The following is a 24,308-nucleotide window of genomic DNA, read 5'->3' as shown; positions in this document are numbered from 1 at the left end:
GGCCGAACGCTGTCGAAGTTCATGGACAACTGCCGTCGCAGAAAATGAACAAAGCCAGACGGTGGTTACGCGAGAAATAGATCCCGCTGCGACACAGCCGCACGCCGTTACGATGTCCACCAATCTCCGTGCCCGAGTCCTGCCTTGGCCTGGTTCACGCGGTGCGCTCAGACGAAGGGACGTCGAGCGCGGTGAATCGTTTTTCGATGAGTCTGATACCGGAGACGATATCGGGCTCGATTGTGATGACGCTGTCCATCACCCCTTCGACCCACGGCCGAAGCAACTGCTCGTATCGCGCGATGCGCTCCACATCGGTCACCGTATGCGCCAGCCCCGTCACCGAGACCGACCATCCGACGCGTCGGATGGGGTCGATGTCGTCGGCGGCGTATGTGACGACCACCGGGGAGTTGCCGCGCACGGCGCCCGCCAGCCGGGAGGTCAGACGAGTACGTATCACGATCAGCCCGCCGTCGACCAGGTGATTCACCGGACGTATCGCAGGCAATGCGTTGCGCGTGTAGACGACTCGGCCGAGCGGAGTGGACGCCAACAGCCGTAGCGCCTCGGCGCGGCCGAGATCCACGACATCACGTGACCCGTCGCCTTTGGTCTCCTGTTCGATCACGATAGCCCTTTCGCCGCACCGCGTGATTCGGACCCTGCAGGTATCACAACCGCCAGATCCCCGTCGTACCTGCGGTACACCAGCCGCCCACGGCGGCCGCGAGGATCGGTGTAGAACAGAAACGGGAGGCCGTATCGGCAGAGCCGAGCGGCGGCTTCCTGATCGGTCAGGTGCGGTGCTGGTCGCGGATGCACGGTGAATGTCGCTGCTGATGTCGGCACTCGAGGCAACATCTGATGTTGCCGGGCCAGCCGTACGCCGGACGGACCTGCCCAGAACACGATGGCGTCCTCGCCGGTGCGGTCGTCCACGAACAGATGAGCGTCGTAGTCCATCGCGTCCATGATCCTCGCGGCCTCGGCCGGGTTGGTGACGATGGGGTCGCATACCTTGCGCCGCACGATCGGCCGCTCGTGCGACACCCGCCCGAGCGGCGGGCGAGCGGGGTCGGGCCAGCACCGCGGTTCTCCTCGCCCGGCCAGCCGGGCCAACTGCCGATCGAGTCGCTCACCTGCGAAACTGGCGACGAACCCGCGCGGGCCGCTGATCTGGACCCGGGCCAGCGCATCGAGAAACCGGACGTTGGCCTGCACGAGAGCCAGCTCGTCTGCGCCTGGCACGGACAGACGAACTCGAGCCGTTGTGGTGATGTGGTGGCGGCGCAGCACCCTGGCCAGCACGCGCGACAACCGAGCCGTTTCGCAATCCAACGCCTTCCCACGCGTCTCCATCGCTATCACCGGATCCACCGGGGGCGATAGCCGCTCGATCACTGACACGGACCGGCCTCACTTTCTCGGGTGAACAAACCTGAGTTCTCATGCCACCAAGGCAACCGATCGGCACGTAGGGCCAAAAGTCCATGACACGGGGGACACATATCCCCGAATCCCGTTCAACCGACGCATTCGTGCGGCACACGGTCGAAAGTCCCTCGGTAAGAGTCGCTTCAGCACTGCCGTGGCTGCCGGCCCCATCCGTAACGTCGGCGGCGGCACCACCGTGCAGATATAAGCGCAGAGGAGATCGAGATGCTCGCCCGGGTCGTCTATGAATCAATGTTCGGCAACACTGCCGCCGTCGCCAGGGCCATCGCCCAGGGCCTCGATGGATACGGCACGGTGGAGGTACTGGACGTCGCTACTGCTGCCGATGCGGCGGCGCCGCAGGTGGATCTGCTGATCGTCGGTGCGCCCACCCACGCCTTCGGCCTGAGCAGACAACGTACCCGGCGCGACGCCGCCAAGCGGACCACAGCACCGGTCGCGGTCGATATCGGTGTCAGGGAATGGCTCGACGCGGCATTCGCCGCCCCAACGGGCAGCAGGGCTGCGGCGTTCGGCACCAAAGCTGCCACTCCCTCCTGGCTGCCCGGGTCAGCCGCGCGCGGCGTGGCGAGACGGCTGCGCCGAGCGGGCTACGAGCTGGCCACCGATCCGATGGATTTCCTTGTCACCGATGTCACCGGCCCCCTCGTCGGCGGCGAGCTCGAACGAGCTCGCACGTGGGCGGAACGGCTGGCGGCCGCTGAACTGCAACGAGTCGCGTCCCGCCCCTGATACCGAATAGGTCGCATTGCCGCGAGCCTGATGCCGGAGTCGCACAGTCACCACCGTTCAGACCTATAGCGGAGGCCGTCCCTACCCGGCGGATTCGCGGACGCGCCGCGAACTCTGTCAAGGGACCTCGGTCCCCAATCTGAGGTTCCAACATCACAGGTGCGCCGGCCGGGGACTCCGTAATCTGTGGGTGACCACATGAAGGGGTTGTCCATGATCAAGGTATTCCTGGTCGACGACCACGAGATCGTCCGCCGTGGTGTTGCGGACCTCGTCGACCTCGAGCCCGATCTGGATGTCGTCGGTGAAGCGGGCAGCTACTCGCAAGCATTGGCCCGCATTCCCGCGCTCTGCCCCGACGTTGCCGTGCTGGACGTGCGGTTGCCCGACGGCAACGGCATCGAACTGTGCCGTGAACTGCTCGCGGCAGATCCGGGCCTGCGCTGCCTGATCCTCACCTCCTTTACCGACGAACAGGCCAAGCTCGATGCCATCCTGGCCGGTGCGAGCGGGTACGTCGTCAAAGACATCAAGAGCCTCGAGCTCATCGATGCCATCCGTGTCGTCGGAGACGGTCGATCGCTGCTGGACAATCGTGCGGCCGCCGCGCTCACGGCCAAGCTCCGTGCCGAAGCAGAGACCAGCCCGCTCGCCGGCCTCACCGTCCAGGAACACACCCTTCTCGCGTTACTCGCAGAAGGATTGACCAACCGGCAGATCGCCGGCCGAATGTTCCTGGCAGAAAAGACCGTCAAGAACTACGTCTCGAGACTGCTCACCAAACTCGGCGTCGAACGCCGCACTCAAGCAGCGGTACTCGCCTCCAGGCTGAAACAGCCAGAAGGGCAAGTTCGACAGCCTCGGCCGTAACCGGCATGAAGCACTACCGGCAGGGGCGCCTCGCAAGGGTCATCGGAGCCTAGGCGAACCACGGCCGCCGGGACGACGCTGATCGCCCAAGCCTGCACCCCGGCCCTGGACGCACCCGTCAGGATGGTGGTGCTGGCCGCGGCTGTGACCGCATCGCCACCGCCTTACTCGCCCGCCACCGGAGGACCCACCCAGAAACGGCGTCGAGCACGACAGACCTGCCGCCCCCGGTGACCGGCTCCACGCCGGCGCAAGCCCCGAGGTCGTGCCGAAGAGCACGATGTCCTCGGTGAGGACATCGGCCTCGCGCGCGGCGTCGAACAACGCGACCAGGTCGCTGGCGGGCTGGGCGTCGTGGCTGCCCGGGATGAGGCCCTCGACCCGGTCCGCGTCCACCGCGAGCCAGCACCTGAACGCGGGTTCGTCGAGGACGAACGGGGCCGGACCGTAGTGGGCGATGACGAAGGCGGTCTCGGGCGCACCACTCACAGCGGTGTCGTCGCGGTCGTCGGTGAGCGGCTCATGTGGACGTGCCAGCAGATCCTTCTGATGCGCGCTGAGGACGTCGTGGGGTCACCGGTAGCAGCCCACAGCTGCGCGGCCTTGCACACCAGGGATTCGATCTCCTCGGCGGTAAACATATTCCTGATCGGGAACACAAGCGTCCTTTCTGCGTGGGGCAACCCACGTCGGCCGTGAGGCGCCTGGACCGCATCCAGAGCGAGAGGGAAAGAGCCCTCGGCACGACACCACCGAGCCGCGCGCCGCGATGATCGGGGCGGTGTGACCGGATGCGGCCCGGCGCCGTGGCTGCGAAACTGGTGACAGGCTGTGGAACCGGTGTTCAGGCGGCGACAGCGGAGTGCGCGTCGTGCAGGGCGGCGTGTTCGAGTGCCAGCAATCGTTGGTCGGCGTGCCCGCCCCAACGGGTTACGAACCCTGAACGTTTCTTCGGGTTGATCGTGTTCGGGGCCGCGACGAAGAACTCCTCCAATCGCGGATAGTTCTCGGTCTCGGTGGTCAGCCAGAGGCGGGCGTGTTCACCGTGCGGTCCGCACAGCGATGCCCAGGCTATCGGCGAGATCGAGGACGAACCGCTCAGCTCCGGCGCGGTCGGCGCGGTGGGTTACCTCGACCGCGCGCCAAGCTTCGCGCGGGCGCTGTAGCAGCGCCGCACCCGATATACGGCCCACTCGCACGCGTCCATCGCCGCCTCGGCCAGGGCGTGGACCTCGTACGCGCCGTCCGCTCTGAGTCTGTCGTGCAACGATTTCCCCGGCCCGAACAGCCCGCTGCGGTGGTTGAGCGCCAGCGCGCAGTATTCGTCGACCAGATGTTTGAAGGCTTCCTCGGGATGAGCGCGGTAGCGGGCGAGTTGGTCGGGCCAACTGGGCACGCTGACGTAGCAGCACTTACTTCGCCGTGACGGCCGCTGTTTCCCTAAAGCATTGGCAACGGCCTCATTTCACTCACACTCGGTGAGATCAGACGTCTCCTGGCACACCTGACGATCCGATCCCGAACCTCACTACAGCACTGCACTGGTCGACCTGGCGCAGACGACACCAGCACCAGGCGAAACAAGCCCACTACCAGCAGCGACACCGATTACATCACGAAGTGATGCTGGATTACTAGCCATTGCGTATGCCACGTCCGTGGAGTCGACGGTTCAAGCGAGGAACCGGTTGAGGACATTGCGAAGGGCCCGGGAGGAGGAGTTGTCACCGTCGTCGGCCATGATCGACGACAGGTACGAGATGGATCCGGCGGAGAACACGGCGCCGCCACCGGGCGTCTCGAACCACACCATGTCAGCGCGCACGTCCGGATCGTTCGGTCCGCTTGCGGAGCCGTGGAACAGCTGCAGCAACTCCTCCGCCGCGCGCTGGATTCCTTCCGGGTGATTACCGGAGGAGGCCAAGACGACGGTTCCCGGCGGAGTGCCCAAGTCGGCGTCGACGCGGTCGAGCTTGTCACCGGCGGCATTGCCATCGATGAACCCGGTGTCCCCGATCACCGACCCGGCGATCCCCTCGAAGAACCACGGTGCGGCCGCCCGGGCATCGTCGTGGATCCGATACAGGCGGGAGTCACCGCCCTGAGCAGCCATGCCGACACCCACGAGTCGCTGCGGCGCGCGCCCCCGGAACCGCCACAACCCACCGGGCTCCCAACTGCTGACCACGTCGGTCTCCCCGGGTTCGGAGGCCCACGTCCGGATGCCGACGTGACCGCGGCGGATCTCGATTACCGGCGCCTCATCATCGAGAACGCCCGTCACCCAGTAGAAACCGTTGCCGCCGAGGTATCCGATCCGGCCGCCGGTGTCGCGGAACTGCTCGAGTGCGTCGAGGATACGACCGGAGTGGTACTCGGGGTGCGATCCCGTCAGAACGACGGTGTGACTCGCGAGTGCGTCGACGCCACCGGTGTGCACGTCGAGGTCGGTGATCACGTCGAACCTGCGAACCGCGCTCACCGACGTATATCTGCCCGGCGTGACTCCACAGCAGCGTGATCGACTGCTCAGCGTCATCCCCGCCGATGTCGACCCCGAACAGAATCACCAACGGTTGCGTGAACTGGCCGGCCTGATGAAGCTGCCACACGCGGTGGTCAGCCACCGCCACCGCGCGGTGGGTCGGTACCGCGCTGCACAATGACCTGGACTACCCGCCGGTGACACCGTCACTGCGCCTCAACGGTCTCCTCGCCGCTCGCGCCCACGAACTGGGGCTGCTGGCGGCGACGGTCTGCAACACGACCGGATTCGACCTGGGCAATCTCGATCGCGACCCTGACCAGCGCACGGTCATCTTGGCGATGTTCGCACGCCTGCGGACTTCTCGCGCTCAGCGTCGATGAGATGCCGCTCGACGACCGCGCCGCCACGCGCCTGGCCGCGCATGATGAGCGCGGCGCCTCAGATCAGTCCGTCGCTGACGCGCACGCGCGGACCTTGCTCGCGGTGCTGGTCAGGGTCGAGTTCCCGCCCTCCCGACCGCTGCGGCAGCGTCTGCCCGGATTCGGGATTCGATGTGCCGGATCAGTTTGGTGAGGTCCGCGCAGTACACCGAGGGGTTGCGGAATCCTTCGCCTTCCTGATATCGGGTGACGTAATGTCCGCCGCCACACACGGTGTGGATCGGACAGCTCCGGCAGGTGTCGCTCAGTGCGTCCACCCCGATCTGGCGGGCCACGATGGCTGGGTGCACCATCGCTTGATCGAGCGGATTGCCGCGACCGGTCGTATTCAGTTTGGTGGCTCCCGCGAAAGCCGACTTCAGATCGTCGATCTGTTCCACGGTCCCGTCGGTTTCGATTACGGCGATCTGGATCGGTTCCAGCCCGAACACTTCCGATCTCGCCGTCCCGCCCAGGAGCAGGTCGATGATGTTCTCGAACATCCTGATTCGAGTCTGCAACTGCGGTGCGCCGTACCAGTGGTCGAAAATCGTGATCAGCCAGTCCGCGTAGGGGGTGCTGTCGGGATCGCCGAAGGAGCCGGGCGGAGGTGCCGTCCAATTGCCGTGTGGTATCTCGAAATTGACCGCAGGCGGCTGGAAGCCGAGCATGCCTTTGTAGGTCTGCAGTGGATCGTTCGCCAGGTCGATCACGCAGAGCAGACCCGCGAACAGGTGGCTCCGATCCCCCGCCATCAGCTTCTCCAGCCCGGCCGTGACCCTCGCGTAGGTCCCGTCGCCGCGTCGATCCCGGCGGTGCCGATCATGGCTTTGCTCATCTCCGTCGAGACTGACGGTCACACAGATGTCCCACTCGTCGCAGATACGTAAGAACTCGTCGTCGAGCAGCACGCCATTGGTCTGCAAGACGATTCGGACTGTGGTGATCGGATCCAGGATCGCTCGGGCGCGGGATGCGAAGTACTCGAAGTTACGGTGGCCGACCAAAAGCGGTTCGCCGCCGAAGAAGTTCAGGCTCATTGCCGGGATTTCGAACCGCCTGGCATGATCGGCGATCATTTGACAGGTGTCGTCGAAGACTTCGTGACTCATCGTCATCGGCTGGTCACGCCAACTCTGGTCGGCCATCTCGTAGAGATAGCAGTAGTCGCAAGCCAGGTTGCATCGACTGTGCAGCTTGATGATGTAATCAAGGAACGGAAGGGGTTCCCAGCCTTTGCTGAGCAGCGCGGCGACATCCACTCCGCTTTCCGGCCAAGTCTTCCGCACCACAGGCAGGCCCAATGACACTGACGTCGGTTTCATGCTGTGTGTTCTCTCGATTGGGGGAACGGCCACGGGTGGTCCGGCCGCCGGCTCCACCGCCCGTGACCGCTCCCAAAACGTTCGGACTACTTGGAGCCGCTGATGAACGACTTGAAGCTGCCCTCGCGGTGGCCGTCGCGGGCAGGTGTCAACTGACGTTCCAGCGCGGAACGCAGAGCTGGGCTGGCATTTTCTACAAGCCGCCCGGCCTCGACATCGGTGATTTCCGAAAGATTGAACATCACGAACTCCTTCGATTTATGTTGCTGCGGACCTAAGACGATCAAGTCACATCAAGAATTTTTCAGTACAGATTTCTGCATAGTCTCCTATTCATGCTCGTGGGAAACCGAACCGGAACCCCATCGGATTTCCGGAACCTGTTTCGACGCCGCTACCAGCGGGGTTTCCGCCCGTCCGGGTTCGTAGCCGGCGCCGATCGCGAGGATGAGCATTGCCGTCAGGGTCAGCCACCCGACCACACTGGACCCGAACATGGCCAGCAGATACCCCGCCGCGAGCGCACCCAGCGCGACCGCACCGCTGCTGACCAGACCCATCGCAGCGAGCGCGCGGCCGAGCATGTGCTCGGGAATGACCGCCGTCCGGTACAAGGTCAACGCGATATTGGATACGACACCGACTGCACCGACTCCACCCCAACACACCGCGAGGACAATCGGGTTGTCGCTCGAGGCGATCGGCAAAAGCAGCCCTGTCCACCCCCACAGTCCGGCGCGGTAGATCCATCGCGCCGACCATCGAGCAGTGAACCAGTGGGAGCAGGCCGCACCCAGGATGCCTCCGATGCCTGCCGATGAAAGCACGACACCGGCGGTCCACGCCGCGTGTCCGGTCGTCTGTAACTCGAACAGAATCAGCAGCAGGACGATCTGGATGATCAGATTGGACATGCCGAGCGCCGCGGTCGTTACTCGCAGCAACGGCTCTCGCCACACGACACGGATGCCGGCGCCGAGGTCGTGCGACCGAGGTCGAGGTGCCGGCGCGACGGGATCTCGGCGGGTCCGGTTCGGGCGAATCAGCGCCAAGGCGATGAGGCAGTACAGATACGTGGCGGCGTCGACGATGAATGGAAGCCAGCGCGCCAGACCGAAGATCGCCCCGCCTGCGGCCCGTCCGAGGAGCAGGGCAATGGGTTGTTCGGCCTCGAGAAATGCGAAGGCCAGGGGGCGCTGCTCCAGGGACACCACATCCGATATCGCACCGAGCTCACACGCCTCGGCAAAGACATTTACCGCACCCTCGACGAATGCCGCCGCGAGGACCAGCGCAGCGAGATGCCGCGCCTCGGCCAGCACCGCGGTGGCTACCACGCAGGCGGCCAGCAGTCCGACAACCTGGCAGATCATCAGGATGCGCAGTCGCTCGAATCGGTCCGCGATTATCCCGGACAGAATCGGAAAGATCAGATTCGGCGCACCGAGGGCGAAGCCGACCCATCCTGCCGCGGCGAGCGAATCCGTCGTGGCCAGGATGAGCAGCGGGTAGGCGATTCGGGCTCCGTGAAATCCGACCAGTGACAACGCATTGCCGGTCCAGAGCAGAAAGAAGCTCCGATTGCCGGTCAGTTGTGAGTTATTCATCGGAGGATCTGGGATTCGACAGCCATCGCACCAGATCCACGACGTCGGTATCTCGATCTACCGCCTGATAGAGGTATGCCGCTATCTCGGCACGCCTGGTGAGGATCTCGAAGTCGCTGTCCGGGAACAATTTGGGAAGCGCCAGTGCCAGCCCGGCCCACAGCTGCGGCCGACGTGGATCTTGTCGCAGCTCTCGGGAGTACCGAGTGCAGGCAGCCGACACATCACCCGCCAGGTACAGGCGGTCGCCTTCGGGCTGGTCCGGGCTCGACAGCTCCGCGAAGTCGGCACTGTCGAGCGACTTCAGCTGAGCCGAAAGACGAAGGCGACGATAGCGATCGGGAATATGGTCCTGATCGGTCCAGGTCGCGGGAGGTAGGCTCCGAGGGCTGGGACGCCCCGAGGCCCACCGCGCCGCGAGCTCGGCGATATCGTCCGCGGACGGCCGCCGGTTTCGCACCTGCCAGAAGGTCCGATGCGCGATCGTCGCCTCGGATACAGCGAGACCGACTTCCGCTGGAATGTCTTCGTCGGCCCATGACCGGATGACGGCGGCGAGCGCGTCGAAGAAGTGTTCCCCTTCGGTGGTGAGCAGTCCTGACGTGACCACCTGTGCCATCGCGGTTTCCAGCTGCATGCGTCCGAGTTCGAAGTCGACGTGCGAGCGCGTGGACCAGTGGCAGCTTGCATGGCGGTGCACTCGCCAGAAATCCGTGACGCCGGCGAACGCGTAGATCCCGTGCAGCAGCCCGAAGATCGGTCGTGGGTCGTCACGCCAAGGCGCGTAGCAGCGAAAGGGGGGATTGGGCTCGGTCAGCAGGAGGACATGATCGGTGAGCAGGGTGAACTTCGTATGCTGGATTTCGTGAATCAGTGTGAGCGCCAGTTGGCACGGATCGGCTGGTGCGGTCGTGTACACGCAACCGACTCCGTCATATGCGGTGTGGCTCATGCTGGCCACGAGTGGCTCGGCACTGAGTGGGACGAGCATCTTCAGGCATTCCCGGATCGGCGCCAGATACCGGTCGAAACTGTGGTGTAGCAGCTCCCAGGACGCCGAGAAGTCCGCTTGCCACTGCTCAACCTGTGCCGTGCTGAGCCGCGGCGCCTCCCGGCGGGCTGCCGATAGCTCACGGAAGGGGTCGAGGTCGTCCAGGACTACCTCGAAGGTCTGACCGGCTCCCCATACCCGGCGCAGCGGCAGCCATTCCGGCGCGGAGTCGTGCTGCACAGACGGGACCCGAACAACGGCGGTTTCCCCGGTGAAGTGCAGCGAACCGTTGCCAGACCAGCGCAGTACGCAGTGTCCGAAATGATCCGGGGCGCCGAGTAGTGCCATGCCGATCCCAGGCAGCATCACGGCGCCGTTGCGCACCACCAGTTTCATCGAGCCCTCCGGCCGACATCTGATGCCGACCGCCGCGGCGAGCCAGCCCAGATATCCGCAGTCCGCCCACAGCGGAACTGTGGCATCATCGGTGATCGCCCGGATTCGACGGAGGACCCGGCTCAGCCAGATCCCGGTATGCGGATAGGAAAATGCGGCAGCCACCTCGCCCTGGTGGGATTTCTGTAAATCCGCCAGGACCCGGTACGCGTCGAGAAGTCCGGCTTTACCTGCCATTTCGGGTGTCGCCGTGGTGACCTCTGCGATAAGGGTACGAAGCAGGATCACACGCGCGGTCGACATTCCGTCGATCAGCGCCGAAAGATTGCCCGCGGTGCTGATGCCGGAGCTGGGATCAATGATGACGTCATCGATCCGATCGGCTGCTACAGCCACTTCGTCCCCTGTCGCTAGCGCTCGAGAACGGGCCTGATCTCGGCCCGGACGCGCGATTCGATGTGTTGGATCAGCTTTTTGAGGTCGGCACAGTACACCGACGGATTGCGGAATCCGGTATCTTCTCGATACCGATGGACGTAGTGTCCACCACCGCACACGGTGTGGACCGAGCACGCCAGGCAGGTGTCGCCGAGGGCGGCGAGGCCGATCTGCCGGGCCGCGATGGCAGGGTCACGCAGCGCCAGTTCGAGCGGATTGCCGCGACCTCCGCGGATCGATAGCTTGGTAGCACCCGCGAATGCTGATTTCAGTTCGTCAACCTGCTCCAGGCTGCCGTCTGTTTCGATGACCACCAACCGAACGGGCGCGAGCCCAACGGCTTCCGACGACGTCCGGCCGCCAAGGAGGAGCTCGATGATCTTTCCGAACAGTCGGACCGTGGTTTCCAATTCCGGTGCGCCGTACCAGCGCTCGAAGACCGCGATGAGCCAGTCGGCGTAGGGTGTGACGGACTCGTCGGCGGTCCTGCCCGGTGGCGGCGTCACCCAGTTGCCGTGCGGCACCATGAAATCTGCCGCCGGCGGCTGGAACCTGGCCACGGCCTCGTAGGTCTCCACCGGATCGTTCTGGAGATCGATCGTGCACAGAATCCCCGAGAACAGATGCCGCCACTGGGGAGCCCGCAGTCGCGTCAGCCCGGCAACGACCTGTCGGTAGCTACCCTCTCCGCGGCGGTCCCGCCTGTGCCGGTCGTGTCCGCGCTCGCTACCGTCCAGACTGACGCCGATTCGGACACCCCACCGATCACAGATGCGGAGGAACTCTTCGTCGATCAGCACACCGTTGGTCTGAAGACCGAGACGCACCTGTATGTCCGGTTCCAATGCGGCTCGGGCCGTCCGCGCAAAGTACTCCAGACTATGTTTCCCGACCAGCAACGGTTCGCCGCCATGGAACACGATGTCGACGGCTGGCAGCGAGTGCCGCAGCGCATGCTCGCGAATCATTCGACAGGTATCGTCGAAAACTCCGCGACTCATGACCTTCGGCTGCTCCAGCCAGCTTTGATCGGCCATCTCGTACATATAGCAGTAATCGCAGGCAAGGTTGCAGCGACTGTGAATCTTGACGACATACTCCGTGAATGCCATCGGCTCCCAGCCGTCGCGAATCAATGCCGCCACATCCAACCCGGGGACCGGCCAGGACAATTGTGCCGCCACGTGTTCCATCGTCACCGACAACCAACTCCTTCTCGGATTCTGCCGCCGGATTCCACCGGTCATTGTGATTACCTGGAAATGCGCGGTCGACAGCGCTATCGACCACGTCTTCGTCGAGGCGGACTGCGGAGTGCCATCTGTGTCGGGCCGATCGAAATTTTGTGCGACGGATACCTTTCTGGTTCTCGGCGACCACGGTCGGCCGCCTACGGATTCGTAGATGATCACCGCCGCCGACGCACCGGGGAAGGACCGAACGCGCCGGACGGGGGGACAGAACGCGCCAGTACCGCACTGGTTTCCGCTCCGAGTGTGAAGTGGGTCATGGCTACCGGCGCGTACCGTGGCCGATCACCGTCACCCCAGGGCTGAGGGGCCCGCGCCGATGTAATGTCGAGTCCGCAATTCCCGGTTGAGAATCACGATGATGGACACAGCAGATCTCATTCTTTTGCCCAAACTTGCCCTCGACTGCACCGGCCTGTCCGGTCCGGTGCGACGGCGGCTCGCGCGCGAGGCGGACATACCCGAATGGATGTTGGACAGCACGCAGGTGGCCGTACCCAGCGATCGGAACATCCGCCTATGGGAGCTGGTCGAGCACGAGATCACCGATCCGCACGTGGCACTGCGTGCGGGGCGATCGTATGTTCCGGGGCGATTGGGATTGAACGACTATCTTTTCATGACCGCGCCGACCGTAGCGGCGGGATTCAGCCGAACAGGTACGCACGTCAACGTTCTCACCACCAATTTCACCTTGTCGATGGCCGATAAGACCGAGGAGATCGTCTTCGATCAGGGCATGGTTGTTGGTGAGGGACGAGGCAGAGAGTTGGCGATGCAGGCCGCGTTCGCCGCCATGGTCGCGCGGACCCGACTGGGAACCGGCGGGGTCGTGAAGCCGGTGCGGGTCAGCTTCCGGCAGGCCGCGCCTCGACGGCACGATCAGTTCGTCGAGACCTTCGGCACGACGCGGATCGAGTTCGGCGCCCCGACTGATCAGCTGGTGTTCCGTGTAGCCGACCTGGCGCGGCCGCTCACAACCGCCGACCCGATGCTGGCCGAAATTTTGCTCCGGCACGCGGAAACCGCCGCGGTGCGGCATCCTGCTGTGACGTGCTCCGAGCAACTTCATCACATACTGCTCGGGATGCTCGGCAACGGTCCGATCCCCGTCGATCACGCAGCACGCCGAATGGCGACGAGTGCCCGCAGCCTGCAGCGAGAACTGGCGGGAGAAGGCACCACCTGGCGCCGCGAACTCGACCGCGCCCGCCGGGTGTGGTCGGAGAAACAGAAGCCGGCTCCGGGCATGTCCCAGGATGACATTGCACGCCGGCTCGGTTATTCCGATGCGCGGGCGTTTCGTCGTGCGCGGCGTCGGTGGTCAGCTGACGAGTTTCCCACTCGTTGAGCGGCGACGGCCCTGCGCTGGCGAACGCGATCGATGCCATTCTCAGCGGCAAACCCGCGGCGCTGATCATCGACCTCGCCTCGGTCAGTTTCCTGGCCTCAGCAGGTATGGCGACGCTCGCGGCGGCTCATCAGCGCGCGGGCTCGACCCCGCCGAACATCTCGGCCACCTCACCGACGGGAAGCAGAATATCGGTCATGATCCGAGTTTGACTCGACTCCTCGATCGACACCTCGCTGTCCGTGCTCAACGGCATCCCCGAGATGCTCGAACTGTCCGTCGGCGGGATCGGCTCGGCGGGCGCCGCGGCCGCGCTCGACGCCGGTGCGCTGCCACGCGTGCTGGCATTGCCCGCGGTGATCAACCCGGTGACGATGAACCTACTCGATCGCCGGGCTGGCCGCCTATCTCGCGCCCGACGCCGAATCCGACTTTGCGCGGTATGTGCCCAGCAGTTTCAGGAACGCACGGCCCGCTCTACACCTGGCGCGACTGCGACGAAACAGCCGCGGCCGCTTCGGACCGGCACGGCGCACCGTTCGCCGACGCGACACATGAGGTCACCGACATAGCCGACCTTTCGCGCAGCCTGGCAGCCCAACCGCTGGACTTCACCGAGTGGTACTTCCCGACGAAACTCTCGCTGGATGTCTTCCAGTCCAGGCGCCCGAGATCACGCGGCACCGCACTCATCCCGGCGGCATATTCGCGAATCCGACAATCAACCTGATCGGCGGCGCCGGGGGCGTCCTCGCGACAGGGTGGCGTGGTCACGGCGAGACCGTCACCGCCCCCGGCTACCACCACCTCGACGTACTCACCGCCGCGGCGAGACAATCCGGCGGGCAACCGGAAATCATCTCCACCCATCTGGCCAGCTTCGCCCCGAACGCGTCGACCGACCCTGACCCGGCGGCCACCGCTCCCCCGGGCAGGCCGATCACGGTCTCATGAGCCGAGCGAGACGGTCGGTCCCACGCCGGGAACGAGGCCAGATGCGGCGCTACGACCTGAACGTCGAGTATTCGGGCAGTCGCCATTGCGCGGGCTTGTCGGCGAGGTACGCGTGCGGTCCGGCGTCTGTTCACCCGCGGCAAGATGCCCGTAACGGCGTGCGAGCGGTCCACCGGGTAGATCGACTGGCCGCTGGGGTGACGTCCTGGTGCGGTCGACCAGGTCGAGTCGATCGTTGAGACGGATGGTGCCGATGCCACCGCAAAGACGCGGCACACTATCGAGGTGCTGCGACTGCGAATGCTGGCTCCGAGCGAGTTGACCGATGACGTGATCCGAATCCTCGAGCAGGACGATGCCGTCAGTGGCCTGGCGGTGATGCGCGGCGCGGCGCTGCGGCCCAAGGGTGACATGCTGGTGGCCGAGGTGGCGCGCGAGGCAGCCAATGACGTGATCGAGCGTTTGCGTGCGATCGGCCTACATAGGGTGGGCACTATCGAGATCGAGTCGGTGCAGACCTGGCTGTCTCGCAGCGGATTCGATTGCGAGGTGCGCGCCCCTGGCAGCAGCGCAGACGCGGTGGTGTCTCAGCCGGGCTCACCGAGGATCACGAACTGTCGACGCGACGGCGTGAGGAAACGCTCGGCCAGCCCGGCGATTCGGCTGCGCTCATACTCAAGGGCAAGAAGCCCGTCGAATACGCCAAGTCAAGGTTTGCTGCGCAAGTGCGCCTTGGCCACCGCGCGGGTTTCGCTCAACTGGCGCGCGGCGCGCTCGGGGTCGCCGTAGGCATGGTCAACGGCAGTGGCCGCGCCTATGCGGGAGGTGCGCGGGGTCACAAGCGAAGTTCTCCCCGCGCGCCGCGCGGCAGGCCCGGCCGAAGTTGTTCGGGTCGCGCAGCGACCCGTTTCGGGGCCGGGTACAACAGCCCCGTCGGGTTGGGACGGTCGCCGACTTCCATGTCTTGATCGCATCCATGGTGTGGGCGGGCAATCCTACGACGACAAGCCGTGGGTGAAAACTTACCCAAGACCCACGGACGTCGCTCTCCTCAACCCTCCGCCACACCCGACGAGAACGATGACAGAGGCAGAAATCCAGGCCGCCGACGACACACTCGTCATACCGTGTGGCGACGGCGCGCCAGTGCTCGGCCTTGTTGAAGGCGCGTTCGATGACATTGCGCCGCTTGTAGGTCTCTCGGTCGAAGTCCGGCGCTCGGCCACCACGGCGACCTCGACGTTGACAGTTGGCCGTCTGGTCGGACCGTTCGGGAATAACGGTGCGGATACGTTTGCGCCGCAACAAGGCCCGGTCGGCGGCCGAGGAATACGCCTTGTCGGCGATCAACACCTGCGGATTGCGCCGTGGAGGGCCGCCCTCGAAGCGAGGTACCGCTACCGCCTCCAACAGCGGCGCGAGTATCGGCGAGTCGCCCGCCTGTCCCGGTGCGAACAGCACCGCCAAGCCCCGGCCGTGACCGTCGGTCACCAGATGCACCTTGGCCGTCAACCCATCACGGGAGTGCCCGATCACATGATCGGCGGGTTTGTAACCCGGACACCGAGTCGCGCCTGGCACCGCCGCCGTGCTGGCGCACCCGCACGACCGTGGAATCGATCGAGGCCACCCAGTCCAGGTCACCGGTCGGATCAGCCAGCGCGAGCAACGCGGTCAGCACCCCGATCCCACGTGCCGTCAGCAGCGTATCAGCGGCGCCGCTTCCATGCCGTCTGCCGCGGCCCGAACACCTCCGGCAGCTCCAGCAACTCCCACTGCCTATCCGTCAACACCGCAAACCACTCACCAACCGACCGCGCTACAGCGGACATAATGCACCACCGGTCCACCTCGAGCTGACTGATCAGGCGATTGGGACACAGAACCTAGCGCGACACCAGCGTCCTGGCCTCGAGCAGGTCGAGGGCTTCGTTGTATTGCGCTCTGAAGGTAGCCACCAGTTCCGCGACGGTCAGGCTGTCGTGGATAGCTCCGATACCCTGTCCCGCGCCCCAGATATCCTTCCACGCCTTCACCTTCATGTTGCCGTTGGAACCGAAGTCCATCGCAGACGCGTCCGACTCCGGGAGGTTGTCCGGATCCAGGCCCGCAGCAATAATGCTGGGACGCAGATAATTTCCATGGACACCGGTGAACAGATTGCTGTAGACGATGTCCCTGGCAGCCGAATCCACGATCATCTTCTTGTAACCGGGGTCGGCGTTCGCCTCAGCGGTGGATATGAACGCCGACCCGATATACGCCAGGTCCGCGCCGGCGGCGAGGGCGGCCAAGATGGACCTGCCGTGCGCGATTGCGCCCGACAGTACGACCGGGCCGTCGAACCACGCGCGAATTTCCTGAACCAGCGCGAACGGGGACTGGGTGCCGGCATGTCCGCCTGCTCCGGCGGCGACGGCGATGATGCCGTCTGCTCCCTTGTCCACCGCCTTGTGGGCGAACTCGTCGCTGATCACATCGTGTAGCACAATGCCTCCGTAGGAGTGCACGGCTTCGTTGATCTCCGGTCGGGCCCCCAGCGATGTGATGACGATCGGAACCCGGTGATCGACAATGACCTGCATATCCAGTTCCAGTCGATCATTGGAGCGATGCACGATCTGGTTCACGGCATACGGAGCGACAACCGCATCCGGGTTCGCGCGCTGGTAGGCCGCGTTCTCATCTTCGATGCGGTCGAGCCAGTCGGACAGCATCGACGCCGGCCTGGCGTTCAGCGCCGGAAACGAGCCGATGATGCCGGCTCGGCATTGCGCCATGACCAGCTCGGGGCCGGAGCAAATGAACAGCGGCGAGCCCAGGACGGGAAGCGCAAGGCGGCCGGCGAGAGTTGGAGGCAGGGTCATGGGAGTCCTTCGGTCGTGGCCAGTGCTCCTGCAGGGCAGGGCTGTCGCAAATTGGCCAGTTGTACAGAGTTTGATGCGGTGCAGCGCCAGTGTTCGCCACAGAGTTGCGGCGCGGTGGTCGGTTGATGCGCAGGATCAAGATTTAGAGGGAGGCATGCCGGAATGCCGGAAATTATTCGTGGTATCTCCGAGTCGTCGTTGTTCGCTCCCGATGGGAACTCACTCGGCGGCGTAATCAACCGGTGGACCCTCGAGCGCTATCGTCGAGGTTCCGTCGGCGCGGCGAATCCCTACTGATCACTTGTTTCCGGAACAACGAGTTGGCGCTTGAGAATCTTTCCGGACGGCCCTTTCGGTAGGGATTCGACAAGCCATATTACCCTCGGGTATTTGTACGCCGCTACGCGCTCCTTGATGAACTCACGCAGCGACTCGACGGTGGCAGAAGCGCCATCTCTCAGAGCTACCGCTGCGGCTATTTCTTCACCATGGGATGGATGAGGAAACCCCAAGACAGCGGCTTCGAGAACGTCCGGGTGTTCGTAGAATACTTCTTCGATCTCGCGCGGAGAGATATTGTATCCGCCACGGATGATGAGGTCCTTGATCCTGTCTACGATGTAGAAGAATCCGTCCTCGTCCTGCTTTGCCAGATCTCCGGTGTGGAACCAACCGCCTCGCATCGCTTCGGCAGTAGCCTGAGGCCTGTTCCAGTAACCGCGCATGACATTGTGTCCGCGGATGACCAGTTCTCCGACAGACCCGGGAGCGACAGGCCTGCCCTCCGGATCGAGTAGCGCCAATTCGACGCCATCGATCCCGTACCCGATCGATCCCGGCTTCTGTTTTTCCAGGCGGTTGAATGTCGCCACAGGCGACGTCTCGGATAAACCGTATCCTTCTAGGATTTGCACACCGAAAGCTTCTGCGAAACCCCTCAATACTTCTACCGGCATGGCAGCACCACCGGATATGCATGTCCTCAGCGACGAGGTGTCGGCAACATGCGGCCCGGCACTGAGAATTGCGACATACATCGTGGGGACGCCTTCCAGCACCGTGACCCGATCGCGCTCGATGATCTCGAGCACGGCAATCGGGTCGAAGCGCGGAATGAGTGTCAGGCAGGCGCCCGCACTGACCGCGGCGTTCAAGCCACAGGTCTGCCCGAAGGAATGAAACAGCGCCAGGCATCCCATGATCACGTCATTCGACTGTAGGTGGAGAATTTCCGACGCTGTCACTTCAGCGTTCTTCCGCAGGTTCGCGTGGGTGAGTTGCGCACCTTTCGGCTTTCCGGTCGTGCCGGAGGTATACAGGATGACCGCAGGCTCGTGGTCACCCCGCGCTTCGATCTGCGGCGACGTAGGCCATTCGGCCATGTCGTGAAGCGTGTCGTCTGCTATGGCCAATACCTCGGCGCCAACCTCCGATGCCGCCTCGACAACCTCGCTCAGCGCGGTGTGCCAGGCGAACACAAGCATGGCGCCTGCGTCGGCCAGGTGATATGCCGCTTCTCGCGACTTCAGAAGTGGATTCATCGGCACGACTACCGCACCTGCCCGGAGGATTCCGTAATAGAGGACAGGGAATGCCAGGACGTTCGGCACGAGCAACGCGACTCGATCGCCCGGCGCGATACCACGTTGGTGTAGCCAGCCGGCCACGCGGGAAGACAAATCGTCCAGTTCGACATAACTCAGGGCGGCATCGTCCAGCCTAACTGCCGTACCGTGCGGATTTGCGGCGCGTGACCGCTCGATATAATGCGCCAAATTAGTCATCTTTTTCCTCCACTCACGTCCCCGCCGTGAACATCAGCGCCTTGCCGCAACGTAATCCGGAAAACGGTTCGGCAGGCTCCTCTGCACGTGCTCGACTCGCGGTTCGCATATCTGTGTCTTGCGATCGGTATTTCATCGCAGTGTGCCGGAATGCTGCGAGTGGCGGCAATTTATTCGGCAAGTATGCCCACTTTCACTTACCGATGTACCTCTGTCTGGGTACTCACGTCCCCGTCGGCGACATATGCTCCATACGCAAGGGATGGCGGTGCGAACTTCCCTCACCGTGGCCCGCCCCCGCCGGGCTCAACGCCTCACCGTGCAGGCTCCCGGGCCCGAGGATCGCCGATTCGGCACGTGTGACGTACTATTATGCGGGTAGAAACACTCGTCGCCGCCGGGTCTCGATGAGATGAGATGAACGTTCCCGATATAGCCATCGACCTGCTCAGCGCCGGGCTGCACGATGCCGAGAAGATCGGTGCCGGCGGGTTCGGAGCGGTGTATCAGTGCACTGAGCCTTCTCTCGGACGGGTCGTGGCCGTGAAGGTGCTTCTGGACGTGAGCGCCTCCGGCGAAGGCCACAACAGATTTATCCGCGAGCAGGAGTCGATGGGGCGGCTGTCGGGACATCCGAATATCATTGATATCTACCGCGTCGGCACCACGCCGGCAGGCCGCTCGTACCTCGTGATGCCGCACTATAGGCGCGGTTCGCTCGACCAATCGATACGCAGGCAAGGCCCATGCTCGACCGAGCAGATCCTGCGCTCCGGTGTGAAATTGTGCGCGGCATTGGAGTTCGCCCACAGGAACGGGATCCTGCATCGCGACGTAAAACCCTCGAATATTTTGCTCAGCCAATTCGACGATCCCGTTCTCGCCGATTTCGGCATCGCGCGGCGCGAGGGCGAACTCCTGACGCGAACTGGCATTGTATTGGGCTCACCAGCTTTCACAGCGCCCGAAGTGATGGAAGGACACGCGGCGACCGCGGCGGCGGACATATACAGCCTCGGTGCCGTCATGTTCTGCATGCTGACCGGGCATGCCGTGGTCGAGCGCCGGACCGGCGAGAGCCTGATCGCCCAATTCATCCGGGTGACGGACACATCGGCGCCTGTCCATCGCGCTTTCGACGCCAGCGGCCGTGTGCAGGCGGTGGTCGAGTTCGCGATGCAGCGCGATCCCTCGGACCGCCCGTCATCCGCGTTCTGTCTCGGCCAGCTAGTGCAGCAACTTCAGGCTGAACTGGGCTTGGAGCCCGACCCGATGTTGATTCCCGGTACCGGGCCCGTCCACGGCCCCAAGGCGTCCATCGCTGCGCACAGAAGCGAGAGGGCGAATCCCGCCCACGAACCTACGCCGCCGACTGTCGTCGCAAAGTATCGCCCAGTTCGAAGCCCCGAGACAGTGGTCATTCGGGATCGGCTACTCGACCGCCTTCGTGCCGGGGGGAGCCGACGACTCACGTTGATCCATGGGCCTGCGGGCTTCGGGAAAACCACACTCGCGGCGCAATGGCAGGCTCGTCTCGCTCGCGAGGGGGTGCGGACCGCCTGGCTCAGCCTGGACAACGACGATGACAATGTTGTCTGGTTTCTCGATCATCTGTCCGAATCACTGTCTCGCCTACGCTCGGGTCTGCGGGAAGTATTCAGCGAAGAGCTCGCGAGCCAGGGACGTTACGGGAGTCGCGCTGTGCTGACGCGGTTATTGGCCGCCGTACACGAGGAAGGTAAGCGAACAGTTCTAATCGTCGACGACTGGCACGCGGTATCCAGCGCTGAGACTACGGAGGCCATGGGCTTCTTGATCGACAAGGGCTGCCACCACCTTCAACTGGTCATCACCAGCCGCAGCCACCAAGGCCTGCCTGTGGCGAGCATGCGGGTTCGTGACGAACTGGTCGAGATCGATTCGTCTGCGTTGCGGTTCAGTCCCTCGGAATCACAGTCATTTCTGCTGAGACGTCCCGATACCGGTTTGTCGGCTGCGGATATCGAGACCCTGCACACAGCGACCGATGGTTGGCCCGCAGCACTGCAACTGGCACTTCTTTCCATACAATCTTCCCGAAACCCGCAGATGGTCTTGGATCGAATCGACGATCATCAACACATTGCCGAGTACTTGGCGGAGAATGTCCTTGCCTCACTCGATCCAGCCATACTCGACTTCATCCTCGTTACGTCGGTAACCGCGCGAACATGCGGTGATCTCGCCTGCGACCTGTCCGGAGCAGGCAACGGCGCCCAACTGCTGGAGGAGATCTGCAGCCGAGGCCTTTTCCTAGGCCGCACCGAGGAAGACCCCGACTGGTATCGATACCATCATCTATTCGGGGAATTTCTTCGGCAACGGCTCCGTCGAACCGCACCCGATCGCTATCGGGCACTGCACCGGTCCGCGTCCGAATGGTTCGCTCGCAACGGCTTTGTCAACGACGCGGTCGAGCACGGTGTCGCTGCAGGCGACACGCAGCACGCGGCCGGACTGATCGAGAGTTGTGGCCGCGAACTGCTCGAGCAATCGAAGATGGCCAGCCTGCTGGCACTGATCGGCAAGCTCCCTTCGAATTTTGCCGAGCGCCAGCCCACGCTTCAGGTATACACAGCGTGGGCGCATACTCTTCTCCATCATCGACCGCACGATGTATCGCTCGCTCTGCGGCTTGCCAAATCCCAGCTGGACGCTGGGCAGAACAACCGAGGTGAATCGAGTCCATTGCATGTCGAGATCTCGGTCGTGCAAGCTGTTGCGGATTGCTTCTCCGATCGCGTCGACCGCGTGAGCTCCCTGGTAGCCGACTGCTTGGCGCGTCCCGATGAGCAACCTCCCCTTGTCACCGCCGCGGCGTCGAACGTTGCGACGTACGCCGCGATGGCCGGCTTCGACTTCGACCGGGCTCGCCGATGGCAGGAATGGGCAGTGCCCTACCACGAGCACACCAACGCGCGGTTCAGCGTGGTGTACGGAACGTGCCTGGCCGGTCTGGCAGCTTGGGAACAACTCGATCTCCACGGCGCTGAAGAGTACTTCCGCAATGCCGTTGCCCTTGCCCAGCAGGGTCTCGACGGGCCCGACTCCTACGCCGCCCGTTTAGCGGGTGGCCTGCTCGGAGACTTGCTGTACCAAGTCGGTGACCTGGATCGAGCCGAAGTGCTTCTCCGTCAAAGCCACGAGCTCGGGGCCGAGGGCGGTATCGTGGAATTCAAATGCGCCACGTACGGAACCGGCGCCCTCCTGTTAGTTGCGCGGGGCGAGACCGATGCGGCTCGCCGGCTTCTGGACGAAGGAACCGACATCGCCCACACGTTGCAGCTTCCCCGCCTCGCAGCACGACTCGACCGCGACCGATACAAATGTGGGTTTCGTCCCGATCCAGCCTCCGACGAAGCGCTCGATACAAAGTTGCCAGGGCATACGGTGCGCGGAACGTCGACAATAGTCTCCGAACTCAGGCTTGAATGCAGGATCCGTCAATTCCTCGCCCAGGGTGAAGCGCGACGGGCATCGGAGGTATCCGAGTTGCTCTGCGCAGCAACCAAGCGCAGTTCGCGCCCCCGGGCCGCATTGGAAGCGAATCTTCTCCGAGCCGTGTCCTCGGAATGCGCCGGCCACGCACGACAGGCGCAATCCATAGTGACGAGCGCACTGCAGGTATGTGCCCCGCGACGACTTTCGCGGTTCGTCGCTGACATCGGTTCGCCCATGCAGAGCATCGCGGTCCGCATTCGAAACGACCTGCTCGATGGGACATGGAAACCTGCTGCCGCGGCCCAGTACGTAGAATTCCTCGACCTCGTCACGGATGTGCCCGGAAAGCCACATGGTGCAGATTCCCGGACACACGCCGATCACCAGCGGTAGAGCACCTTCGTCAGCGCGGCAAGCGCTTGGACCGTCCATTTCGGACGACTGAACGACGTCGGCCTCAGTGTCGCAGGCAAGATCTTACGGGCGACCGACTTCGCCCTGGTGAACTCACGCAGACCGTCGGCACCATGAATTCGGCCGAAGCCGGCGCTGCCGACACCGCCGAACGGCAGGCTCGGCATCGCGACGTAGGGAAGGACCGAGTTCACCCCCACCATCCCGACATTCAGCTCCCGAGCCACCTTCGCTCCGCGCCGCGAAAACACCGTTGCGCCGAGACGGTACTCGTTTGCATTCGCTCTGACGACGGCCTCCTGCATCGACCTGACACGATTGATGATTACCAGCGGCCCGAACGTTTCCTCAGTGACAGCAATCGAATCCTCAGGGACGTCGACCAGCACGACCGGTTCGACGAACGGTGCTCGCACAGAGTCTCTGCCACCCAGGATCGCGCGGCCGCCCCGAGAGATCGCGTTGTCGATATGACTGCGAATGACCTCGATCTGCGAGGGCAGCGTAATGGGTCCCAGATCGCTATCGAGCTCGCCGCCCACTTGCAGCGTAGCCGCCTGTGTGGACACAAGCTCGATGAATCGCTCCGCCACTTGCTCAACAACATAGACGCGCTCGACACCGACGCAAGTCTGCCCGGCGTTCGCGAGAGAACCCCACACGGCCGCGTCGGCTGCGGCGGCTAGGTTGGCGTCGAGGTCCACCAACAACGCGTCCTTGCCGCCACACTCCATCAGCACTGGGGTCAATGAATCTGCACACGCCCTCATGACCGCCTTACCAGTGCGATTGGAGCCTGTGAATGCGACCTTGTCGACGCCGGCCCGACACAGCGCCGCACCTGTCTCACCTGTCCCGGTGACAGTCTGGAAGGGCGACCGCAACTGTGCCTCGTCACCGAGAGCCTCGCTGAAGGTCGATGCCAGCCATTGGCCGACTGCTGGGGTGTACTCGCTCGGCTTGAACACCACCGCATTCCCCGCCGCGAGGGCGTAAGCGATAGAGCCCATCGGAGTAAAGACGGGGTAGTTCCAGGGGCCGATGACGCCGACAACGCCCAAAGGCAGATACTCCACGCTTGCCAGGTGGTTGGACATCAACATCCCTGGCGCGACATGCCGGCGGCCCAGCACGCGTTTGGCGTTCTTTGCTGCCCAATGCAGGTGAGCAACGCCGAGGACGACCTCGATCCGCGCGTCGGCGATCGGTTTGCCTGTCTCGTTGGATATAACGCCGGCAAGTTCGTCGAAACGCTCCAGAATGAGCCGCCTCCACTGCTTCAGCCGTTTTTCCCGGCCGCGAAAGCCAAGGCCGCTCCACCATTCGGCAGCATTGCGTGCTTCGGCCACTGCCTCTTCGACCGCCCGTGCGTCGTGTACCGGGAACTCCTCGATGAGTTCGCCGGTACGCGGGTCGAGAGATTGAAAAACGCTCGACGGCTCGGTCGGAATATTTGTGAATGGTCTGACAGTCATGAGATCGTC

Annotated in this window: 23 protein-coding genes; 8 read left to right on the top strand and 15 right to left on the bottom strand. The window is 63.9% G+C overall.

Features of this window, described 5'->3' with window-relative positions; all coding sequences use genetic code 11:
* Window positions 1–154: 154 nt before the first annotated feature.
* Together LTT66_RS32065 and LTT66_RS32060 are read right to left on the bottom strand one after the other, a co-directional pair.
* Window positions 155–634: a pyridoxamine 5'-phosphate oxidase family protein gene (locus tag LTT66_RS32065; RefSeq protein ID WP_233069468.1), complete on the bottom strand. Its 480-nt coding sequence runs from the start codon at window positions 632–634 to the stop codon at window positions 155–157.
* Window positions 628–1,362 carry a sigma 54 modulation/S30EA ribosomal C-terminal domain-containing protein gene (locus tag LTT66_RS32060; protein WP_233062264.1) on the bottom strand — a complete coding sequence of 245 codons (735 nt, stop codon included), beginning with the start codon at window positions 1,360–1,362 and terminating at the stop codon, window positions 628–630. The genes LTT66_RS32065 and LTT66_RS32060 overlap by 7 nt, the downstream gene beginning before the upstream one ends.
* A 300-nt stretch (window positions 1,363–1,662) precedes the next feature.
* Here LTT66_RS32060 and LTT66_RS32055 point away from each other — a divergent pair, with 300 nt between their 5' ends.
* Both LTT66_RS32055 and LTT66_RS32050 read left to right on the top strand, forming a co-directional pair.
* A complete protein-coding gene (locus LTT66_RS32055; protein ID WP_233062263.1) occupies window positions 1,663–2,190 on the top strand; it encodes a flavodoxin family protein in 528 nt (175 codons plus the stop codon).
* A gap of 213 nt (window positions 2,191–2,403) precedes the next feature.
* Window positions 2,404–3,060: a response regulator gene (locus tag LTT66_RS32050; protein WP_233062262.1), complete on the top strand. Its 657-nt coding sequence runs from the start codon at window positions 2,404–2,406 to the stop codon at window positions 3,058–3,060.
* Window positions 3,061–3,904: 844 nt separating this feature from the next.
* Here the strand turns inward: LTT66_RS32050 and LTT66_RS32045 are convergent.
* The 3 genes from LTT66_RS32045 to LTT66_RS32035 form a co-directional block, all read right to left on the bottom strand.
* Window positions 3,905–4,054: a hypothetical protein gene (locus LTT66_RS32045; protein WP_233062261.1), complete on the bottom strand. Its 150-nt coding sequence runs from the start codon at window positions 4,052–4,054 to the stop codon at window positions 3,905–3,907.
* A 132-nt stretch (window positions 4,055–4,186) separates the two neighbouring features.
* Complete coding sequence (locus tag LTT66_RS32040; RefSeq protein WP_233062260.1) at window positions 4,187–4,456, bottom strand: hypothetical protein; 270 nt, start codon at window positions 4,454–4,456, stop codon at window positions 4,187–4,189.
* Window positions 4,457–4,732: 276 nt separating this feature from the next.
* Complete coding sequence (locus tag LTT66_RS32035) at window positions 4,733–5,518, bottom strand: N,N-dimethylformamidase beta subunit family domain-containing protein (RefSeq protein ID WP_233062259.1); 786 nt, start codon at window positions 5,516–5,518, stop codon at window positions 4,733–4,735.
* On the opposite strand from LTT66_RS32035, the gene LTT66_RS32030 reads away from it, so the two are divergent.
* Together LTT66_RS32030 and LTT66_RS32025 are read left to right on the top strand one after the other, a co-directional pair.
* Window positions 5,511–5,726, top strand: coding sequence for a hypothetical protein (locus LTT66_RS32030; protein WP_233062258.1), 216 nt, complete (start codon window positions 5,511–5,513; stop codon window positions 5,724–5,726). The genes LTT66_RS32035 and LTT66_RS32030 overlap by 8 nt on opposite strands.
* A gap of 16 nt (window positions 5,727–5,742) precedes the next feature.
* Window positions 5,743–5,928 (top strand): hypothetical protein, encoded by a 186-nt coding sequence (locus LTT66_RS32025; protein WP_233062257.1) that lies wholly within the window; start codon window positions 5,743–5,745, stop codon window positions 5,926–5,928.
* Window positions 5,929–6,038: 110 nt separating this feature from the next.
* Here the strand turns inward: LTT66_RS32025 and LTT66_RS32020 are convergent, their stop codons facing one another.
* The 5 genes from LTT66_RS32020 to LTT66_RS32000 all read right to left on the bottom strand — a co-directional run bounded on the left by LTT66_RS32020 (window position 6,039) and on the right by LTT66_RS32000 (window position 11,917).
* Entirely contained in the window at window positions 6,039–7,349 is a 1,311-nt protein-coding gene (locus tag LTT66_RS32020; protein WP_233062256.1) for an FxsB family cyclophane-forming radical SAM/SPASM peptide maturase, read from the bottom strand.
* A gap of 29 nt (window positions 7,350–7,378) precedes the next feature.
* On the bottom strand, window positions 7,379–7,534 hold the full coding sequence (locus LTT66_RS32015) for a hypothetical protein (RefSeq protein WP_233062255.1): 156 nt from the start codon (window positions 7,532–7,534) through the stop codon (window positions 7,379–7,381).
* 87 nt (window positions 7,535–7,621) lie between these two features.
* Window positions 7,622–8,899 carry an MFS transporter gene (locus LTT66_RS32010; RefSeq protein ID WP_233062254.1) on the bottom strand — a complete coding sequence of 426 codons (1,278 nt, stop codon included), beginning with the start codon at window positions 8,897–8,899 and terminating at the stop codon, window positions 7,622–7,624.
* Window positions 8,892–10,682: an HEXXH motif domain-containing protein gene (locus tag LTT66_RS32005; RefSeq protein ID WP_233062253.1), complete on the bottom strand. Its 1,791-nt coding sequence runs from the start codon at window positions 10,680–10,682 to the stop codon at window positions 8,892–8,894. The genes LTT66_RS32010 and LTT66_RS32005 overlap by 8 nt, the downstream gene beginning before the upstream one ends.
* Window positions 10,683–10,696: 14 nt before the next feature.
* A complete protein-coding gene (locus LTT66_RS32000; RefSeq protein ID WP_233069467.1) occupies window positions 10,697–11,917 on the bottom strand; it encodes an FxsB family cyclophane-forming radical SAM/SPASM peptide maturase in 1,221 nt (406 codons plus the stop codon).
* A gap of 403 nt (window positions 11,918–12,320) precedes the next feature.
* Here LTT66_RS32000 and LTT66_RS31995 point away from each other — a divergent pair, with 403 nt between their 5' ends.
* Window positions 12,321–13,325 carry an AraC family transcriptional regulator ligand-binding domain-containing protein gene (locus LTT66_RS31995; protein WP_233062252.1) on the top strand — a complete coding sequence of 335 codons (1,005 nt, stop codon included), beginning with the start codon at window positions 12,321–12,323 and terminating at the stop codon, window positions 13,323–13,325.
* Window positions 13,326–13,455: 130 nt separating this feature from the next.
* Here the strand turns inward: LTT66_RS31995 and LTT66_RS31990 are convergent, their stop codons facing one another.
* A complete protein-coding gene (locus tag LTT66_RS31990; protein WP_233062251.1) occupies window positions 13,456–13,689 on the bottom strand; it encodes a hypothetical protein in 234 nt (77 codons plus the stop codon).
* A gap of 254 nt (window positions 13,690–13,943) precedes the next feature.
* On the opposite strand from LTT66_RS31990, the gene LTT66_RS31985 reads away from it, so the two are divergent.
* The gene (locus LTT66_RS31985; RefSeq protein ID WP_233062250.1) at window positions 13,944–14,279 is read left to right on the top strand and encodes a hypothetical protein; all 336 of its coding nucleotides are present in this window, start codon (window positions 13,944–13,946) and stop codon (window positions 14,277–14,279) included.
* Window positions 14,280–14,564: 285 nt separating this feature from the next.
* Window positions 14,565–15,068 (top strand): hypothetical protein, encoded by a 504-nt coding sequence (locus tag LTT66_RS31980; RefSeq protein ID WP_233062249.1) that lies wholly within the window; start codon window positions 14,565–14,567, stop codon window positions 15,066–15,068.
* Between the two features lie 6 nt (window positions 15,069–15,074).
* Here LTT66_RS31980 and LTT66_RS31975 read toward each other — a convergent pair whose 3' ends face one another.
* The 3 genes from LTT66_RS31975 to LTT66_RS31965 form a co-directional block, all read right to left on the bottom strand.
* Window positions 15,075–15,779, bottom strand: a complete 705-nt coding sequence (locus LTT66_RS31975; RefSeq protein ID WP_233069466.1) for a transposase — start codon at window positions 15,777–15,779, stop codon at window positions 15,075–15,077.
* Window positions 15,780–16,165: 386 nt separating this feature from the next.
* Window positions 16,166–17,146: an NAD(P)H-dependent flavin oxidoreductase gene (locus LTT66_RS31970; RefSeq protein ID WP_233062248.1), complete on the bottom strand. Its 981-nt coding sequence runs from the start codon at window positions 17,144–17,146 to the stop codon at window positions 16,166–16,168.
* A gap of 290 nt (window positions 17,147–17,436) precedes the next feature.
* Entirely contained in the window at window positions 17,437–18,930 is a 1,494-nt protein-coding gene (locus LTT66_RS31965; protein ID WP_233062247.1) for a long-chain-fatty-acid--CoA ligase, read from the bottom strand.
* Between the two features lie 417 nt (window positions 18,931–19,347).
* Between LTT66_RS31965 and LTT66_RS31960 the strand changes: the two genes are divergently transcribed.
* Window positions 19,348–22,803 (top strand): serine/threonine-protein kinase, encoded by a 3,456-nt coding sequence (locus tag LTT66_RS31960; RefSeq protein ID WP_233062246.1) that lies wholly within the window; start codon window positions 19,348–19,350, stop codon window positions 22,801–22,803.
* Here LTT66_RS31960 and LTT66_RS31955 read toward each other — a convergent pair.
* A complete protein-coding gene (locus tag LTT66_RS31955; protein WP_233062245.1) occupies window positions 22,791–24,299 on the bottom strand; it encodes an aldehyde dehydrogenase family protein in 1,509 nt (502 codons plus the stop codon). The genes LTT66_RS31960 and LTT66_RS31955 overlap by 13 nt on opposite strands.
* Between the last annotated feature and the right edge of the window lie 9 nt (window positions 24,300–24,308).

Origin of the sequence: Nocardia gipuzkoensis, from assembly GCF_021183645.1 — a bacterium.
GTDB classification, from domain to species: Bacteria; Actinomycetota; Actinomycetes; order Mycobacteriales; family Mycobacteriaceae; genus Nocardia; species Nocardia abscessus.
This window is presented reverse-complemented; position numbering and strand designations above follow the sequence as displayed.